We start from the raw sequence: 5,713 nt of genomic DNA on the forward strand, positions 1-5,713 counted from the left end.
CGGCGGCGAGAATGAGGTCGAGCTGGGAGAGGCAACGCAGCGGGGCGATGACCCGGAAGTTCGACCGGCTGGCGGGGATGGCAAGTCGGAATTTGTAGGTGTCGGTTCTGTCGATCACGAAAACGAGACCGATACCGGGTTAGGCAGCAATGAACCGCAAGAAATCGACGCGGACGAAGCGACTGATCGATTGAATGAGGGCACCGAAGCGGAGCGCAGGCAGCAAGCGGATGCGGCAGCTGTGAGGCGTGTCCGGGTCGCAATAATGGAGCGGTACGCCAGGACGCAGGGATTCCGGAAAGAAAACGACAGGCGGTTCTCGCACAAGGATGGAGGTTGGATTGTCCGGGCCAATGGTGCGCGCTTCCCTTGGGAGCACTATGGGGCTGATGGTGGACTCGTTCGCCATTACCTGCCCAGAGAACACTGTCTGGAGCGCGAACCGTTGCAAATCGAAGCTGACGTTTGGCGGTTGATGGAAACAAGGCCGGAAATCTATGCGCTCATATTGGCGGATATCAGCGGCGCTCCGACCGAAGTGACCGGATCCCGCTTGAAAGCCATGCAGGCAGAAGGGCAAGTCGTTTTATTTCCCGCGACATACAGACTGGTATTCGATGAGAGTGGTGTTGGATGACGGAATTTGACCGCTCCATGGGAAAGCCGGGAATAGCGAAGGATTCCCACAATTGGTGCTTGTACATGGTTTTGGTGTGGTGCCGGAGCGCCTTCCGAATTGTGCACGCAAGCGGTCTTGATCGAAATGTCGGATGAGCGGCCGGTGTCAGAAGATTGCGCCCCGCTCTGATTGATCGCTGGTGACCTGCCCCCCCGGAAGCTAGGCCACTCATTGTGAGAAGGTTCTCGGATAGCGCATCAATAGTTCACTGATGTACTAGTTCAGGTTCTGTGGCTGGGCTGCTCGCAGCGTGGTCCCCCCTGTAGCGCACGCGCGACACTCGAGGGGGAGCAACCGAGCACGGACAACGTGCATTCTCCGGAGCCGTCTCCGCCGACGCGGTTGGACACGGACAACGGCTTCCGGCTGGGCCCGGAACTGCCGGAGGAGCTGCCGCTTCTCCCCTCGGGCTCGTTTCGCACCGCGGCGCCGGGCCACCCGTCGTCCGCACCTGTTGACCCCGGCTCCAGGGCCGATCCCGATCGGTTCTTCGACGACGACTACACCGAGGTGCTGCGAGAGATCATCGGGGAGATCGTCGAGCAGGAGGGGCCGATAACCCTGCGGGCGCTCGCGCAGCGGGTCGCCCACAGGCACGGGTGGCGACGAACCGGAAGGCGAGTCCAGGAACGTGTGCACGTCAACCTCGCGTCGGTGGAGCACCACTCCGAGTTCGGAATTGTCTTCGCGTGGGCACCAGGAAGCCACGCCGACCGCGTGCCGTACCGGGGACTGCGCGATCGGGCCATACGAAGCGTGTCCCGCACGGAAATTGCTTCGGTCATCGATCGGCATTTCCGCGAGCTGTCGGAGGCAGAGGACTTTGTTCTCGGATTGTCGCGTCTGTTGGGCATTGCGCGCCTAAGCCAAGACGACCGCGCCTATCTCGAGGAATGCGCGCGCTGGCGGGCGCTGGGCGTTGCCGGGTACCCGGAAGGGGATGACCATGGTCCTTAGGCTGGCCGGAGAGACTGACCCGCTGACGATCCCGGAGAGTGCCGGCCTCGGCATCATGTGCCTGCGGTCAACTGGCAACCGATCAGCCGCCAGTGTCAATGGCAACTGAAAACTGCACACTTTGGGGCGGTATTTCCAAACGCCGGGATCAGTGACTTGACTGCGGGGAGGGGCTCATGTCTTCGCGTAGCTGGGCGCCGATGCTTTCCGCGATCCTGGCAGCGGCGGTTTGAATGGAATCCTGTGCGAGGCGAGCGTAGCGAGCAGTAGTTTGCGCCTGTGTATGGCCAAGCAATTTCCCGATCATGGTGAGGCTTTCGCCGAGAGCCAATGCTTGAGAAGCGAAGCTGTGCCTCAAATCGTGAAATCGGACGTCCTCAAGCCCCGCGCGCTTGCGGATGCGACGCCAGGGGCGCCGTCGTCCGACCCACTCCGCATGCCGCGAATCAGGCGACTCGCGGTCCGCGAATCGAGGCGGTGGAGCGGATGTTCGGGAAGGCGGGAAAACCGCCGTCAGATACTGCGGGAACTCCCGTCAGGCGCAGCAGATCTCGCAGTCAGGTGCGCGGGATTCCGCACCCGGTCACGCGACGGCCGGTGGATAGAGGTCGAGGCGGACGGTGCGGTCGGCCCGGAGCGCGACTTCCAGCACCCGCCCCGCGATCTCCTCCCGCTCCAGCCAGCTCAGGGCGTGCTCGAACAGTCTCGTTTGGACGTCGAGGCTCATCAGCCCGTGCGCCACGGTGATGCAGACCAGCCCGGGATGGCGAGGCTCGCGCTGCACCAGCGTCGTGAAGTCGGTCCGGTCGTTCGTCACCAGGACGTAGCCTTCGGCGACCGCGCGCCGGACCAGCGCCCAGTCCTGGCGCGCCCTCAGCCCGAGCCAGGTCACATGCGTGGACAGCGGGTAGCCCCGCTCTCGCGCGACGGTCGCCAGGCTGGGACTGAGGCACTCGTCGATCAGGAATTTCAACGCGGCCCGGATGGCGCATCGAGGGCCGCCTCGCCGGAGGCAACAGGAACCCGGGAGCGCCAGGCCGGCGCGGCGCGCGGACGGCCCCGCCGGGGATAGGCGCGCGCATAGCAGGCCGCCGCGTCGATCTGCGAGAAGGTGAGCCCCGGCCAAGCCGCCTGTATCGCCTCGATCCTGTCGCCGTTGTCGAGCATCTCGGCGATGTTGTGTGCGGGAATGCGGGTCCCCTTCACGCAGGGCGTGCCCGAGAGCACCGCGTCGTCGACCGCGATCGCCTCCCGCGCCCGCGCCAGTCGGGACAGTCCCCTCTCCACCTCCACCTTCATCTCCCGCAGGTCGACCGAGACGTCCTGCACGCAGGCCGACTCCGCGTCGGGACGGCCGAGCAGGTCGCGCACCAGCTTGCGGCGCCCGTCCAGGGTGAAGATCCTGGCCGTTTCGTGAACCAGCTTCAGGCTCACCAGGCCGTCGTTGTGCAGGAGGCGGGCGCCCTCGCGGCGCGACGCGGCGCTGCCCAGAACGCCGGTGTCGATGATGCGGTGCACCTGCCTCAGGGGGACGCCGGTCACGCAGGCCGCCTCGTTGGCGGACAACACCTTCGGAACTGCCGTGGCGGTCGTCATTTATCCTTCCTCCAATCCGGAAGGAATATAAGGTGGCGGCGACCGCGATGCCAGCGCAATTGCCCTGGGCATCAGATCGATGCCCACCGCCCGGTCGTGCGCCTCGACGATGCGGTCATCGCCGCCCACTATCGCTGGCGACAAGACCAACTTCAGCGCGAAAAGGGTGTCGTCGCGGACGGGGCGGTGCCGGATCTCTCCGTCCCTGCCGCACCGGGTCGTCCTTCACGTAGTAACCGGCGAGCATGTCGTAGCTGACGCCCTGCGGTGGCGAGGCGATCCTGCCAATCGAGGCGACCATCGCGTCAGCGTTGGCCCGACACCGCGCGGTCGTGGCCGCAGACCTGCCGGGAATACGAGGGGCAGTACCGGCTCAAACGGATCCGACCGGAGAATGCCGGCCGAGAGGACGGCGAACCCGGGTGGTCCGGCATTGCCGCTCGCGCATGGCCCGGGCCTCCATGGGCTCCGGTCAGGCGGCCGCCTTCCGGCCCGAGGCGAGCGGGCGCGACGCCAGCCACGCCTCGAGATGGCTCTCCCGCCAGCGAACGGCGCGCTGCCCGACCCGTTGCGGCAGCGGGAAGTCGCCTTCCCGCATCAGCCGGTAGATCGCCGAACGGCTCAGTCCGGTTCGCTCCTGTACCTCTTCTCGACGCAGCATGCGGTCAATGGTCGACATCTCACAACCCCTCCGGTTCCCTTCCATCCCCGAGATCCTAATGTGTGTAAGTGGGTTGTCAAACAGTAGGTTATGAGGCCTTCGCGCAGTATTATTTTGGCGCAATGTTGGCGGTTCAATCGCACTGCCTGGCGACGCATGCCCCATTTTGTCGGCAACCCGCCGAAGCGGTCCGCCGAGACGTACCTACCCCATTCCTGCATGAGCACCCGCCGCCGTTCGAAGAGGTGCATCCGCCGGTAGGCGGCCTCCACGCGATCCGAAGTGACATGCGCCAGGGCAAGCTTGAGACGTCACGCGGCGCATCCGAGCACTCCGCCGCCCAGTCTCGGAATGACGAGCGAAACCCGTGCGGCATGGCCCCGCTCTCCAGCCAGCGTCCCGCCCTCGAAACGACGCGGACTGGCTCAGGAAACCATCCCCGCCACTTCAACGGAGCGCGACCACTTTCCCGGCGCTCGCCGAGACGTACAAGCCCCATCGTTGCATCAAGGCCCGACGTTGGTCGCGGTAATCGCTCCGGGAGTAGGCCCGTTCGGTGGAGTCCGGAACTCGATGGGCGAGTGCCGCTTCCATGATTGCGTGCGGCGTCGAGGTGCATTCAGCCGCCCAAGTTCGGAACGATGCCCGAAAACCGTGAACCGTAGCCCGGTCCGCCAATCCGACGGTTCGGAGCACCTTCGTCAGGGTCGCATCGCTAAGGGTTTGGCCTGGTTTGGAGGGGGACGGGAACACCAAGTCCGAGCGAGTTTCACGCAGCTTGCTGGCCTCATCCAAGACCAGCGTCGCGGCGTCGGAAAGCGGCACCACGTGGTCCACTTCCGACTTCATGCGTTGAGCCGGGATCCGCCATTCCCGTGCCTCAAGGTCAATTTCGGTCCACCTGGCACCTCGGGCCTCACCGCTTCGCGTCGCAGTCAGGACCACCCACCGCAAGCACAGCTTGGCTGCCCTTCCCGACCCCGAACTTGCAACGGTCTTCAGTGCTTCAGTGATCTCTTGGTAGGGCAAAGAACGGAAATGGGCCTGCACGGCCTTTTGGACTGGCAGAGCCCCGCTGATCGCGTCCGCAGCAAGATTGTGTTCCACGAAGCCGTGGGCTTGCGCCCACGCCAAGGTCGCGCGCATCCGTTGGCGGACCTTGCGCCCTGTCTCGGGCTTCGTGGTCCAGATTGGCGTCAGGACGCGAAGGAGATGTTCCCGGTCGACACGGTCGACACGCATCCCGCCGAGAATTGGAAATGCGTACTTCTCGAGCTGCTGCATCCAGTTGGCGGTCGCCTTGGCATTCCGCCAGCGCGTCTTGCTCGCCTCGAACGTCCTTTCGGCCGCTTCCCGGAAGGTAGGCACGGCCGCCTTCCGCTTGGCCTCAAGCGGATCGCCACCTTCGGCAATGAGTGTCCGATTGGCTGCCGCCAGCTGCCTCGCCCTGGCCAGGCTGATCGTCGGGTAGGCACCCAGGCCGATGTCAGCCCGGCGGCCCGCAATCGTGACCCTCTGGACCCAACTTTTGGTCCCGCCAGGCGTGATGAACAGGTAGAGGGTCGCTCCGTCACCGTACCTGCCGGGCCTGGTGAGGGACTTAACTCGCGCGACTGTTAGCTTGGCCATGCGTTCTTCCCACGTTTATTCCCACGCATTGTGTGGGAATATACGAAGATGGAAAGGAACGTGCAAGCGGCCAGATCGAAGAAACTCTAATAAAATACTTGCTTTATCGGATTACCGGGGAACATCGAGGAACAGGTGGTGGTGCCCAGGGGAGGAATTGAACCACCGACACCGCGATTTTCAGTCGCGTG

7 protein-coding genes and 2 pseudogenes are annotated in these 5,713 nt (G+C 64.4%); 2 read left to right on the forward strand and 7 right to left on the reverse strand.

Features of this window, described 5'->3' with window-relative positions; all coding sequences use genetic code 11:
* Both OXG98_04525 and OXG98_04530 read left to right on the forward strand, forming a co-directional pair.
* Window positions 1-637 (forward strand): ATPase (locus tag OXG98_04525; protein ID MCY3771270.1); only part of this gene is annotated, 637 nt, incomplete at its 5' end.
* Between the two features lie 351 nt (window positions 638-988).
* Complete coding sequence (locus OXG98_04530) at window positions 989-1,636, forward strand: DUF3320 domain-containing protein (GenBank protein ID MCY3771271.1); 648 nt, start codon at window positions 989-991, stop codon at window positions 1,634-1,636.
* A gap of 148 nt (window positions 1,637-1,784) precedes the next feature.
* Here the strand turns inward: OXG98_04530 and OXG98_04535 are convergent.
* From OXG98_04535 to OXG98_04565, 7 genes and pseudogenes are all read right to left on the reverse strand, one after another.
* Window positions 1,785-2,054 (reverse strand): annotated as a pseudogene (locus OXG98_04535) (tyrosine-type recombinase/integrase).
* 165 nt (window positions 2,055-2,219) lie between these two features.
* Window positions 2,220-2,609, reverse strand: coding sequence for a DUF5615 family PIN-like protein (locus OXG98_04540; GenBank protein ID MCY3771272.1), 390 nt, complete (start codon window positions 2,607-2,609; stop codon window positions 2,220-2,222).
* Complete coding sequence (locus OXG98_04545; GenBank protein ID MCY3771273.1) at window positions 2,606-3,232, reverse strand: DUF433 domain-containing protein; 627 nt, start codon at window positions 3,230-3,232, stop codon at window positions 2,606-2,608. Before OXG98_04545 ends, OXG98_04540 begins: the two co-directional genes overlap by 4 nt.
* Window positions 3,233-3,376 (reverse strand): hypothetical protein, encoded by a 144-nt coding sequence (locus tag OXG98_04550; GenBank protein ID MCY3771274.1) that lies wholly within the window; start codon window positions 3,374-3,376, stop codon window positions 3,233-3,235.
* Between the two features lie 328 nt (window positions 3,377-3,704).
* Window positions 3,705-3,911, reverse strand: coding sequence for an AlpA family phage regulatory protein (locus OXG98_04555; protein MCY3771275.1), 207 nt, complete (start codon window positions 3,909-3,911; stop codon window positions 3,705-3,707).
* A gap of 191 nt (window positions 3,912-4,102) precedes the next feature.
* Window positions 4,103-4,263: pseudogene (locus OXG98_04560) on the reverse strand (integrase).
* Between the two features lie 77 nt (window positions 4,264-4,340).
* Window positions 4,341-5,522 (reverse strand): tyrosine-type recombinase/integrase, encoded by a 1,182-nt coding sequence (locus OXG98_04565; GenBank protein ID MCY3771276.1) that lies wholly within the window; start codon window positions 5,520-5,522, stop codon window positions 4,341-4,343.
* Window positions 5,523-5,713 lie beyond the last annotated feature (191 nt).

The organism is Gemmatimonadota bacterium, from assembly GCA_026706345.1.
GTDB lineage: Bacteria > JAAXHH01 > JAAXHH01 > JAAXHH01 > JAAXHH01 > JAAXHH01.

Coding starts and splice junctions, on each gene's coding strand:
- OXG98_04545 (MCY3771273.1), bottom strand. CDS start 3,232: ATGACGACCGCCACGGCAGTTCCGAAGGTGTTGTCCGCCAACGAGGCG.
- OXG98_04565 (MCY3771276.1), bottom strand. CDS start 5,522: ATGGCCAAGCTAACAGTCGCGCGAGTTAAGTCCCTCACCAGGCCCGGC.
- OXG98_04555 (MCY3771275.1), bottom strand. CDS start 3,911: ATGTCGACCATTGACCGCATGCTGCGTCGAGAAGAGGTACAGGAGCGA.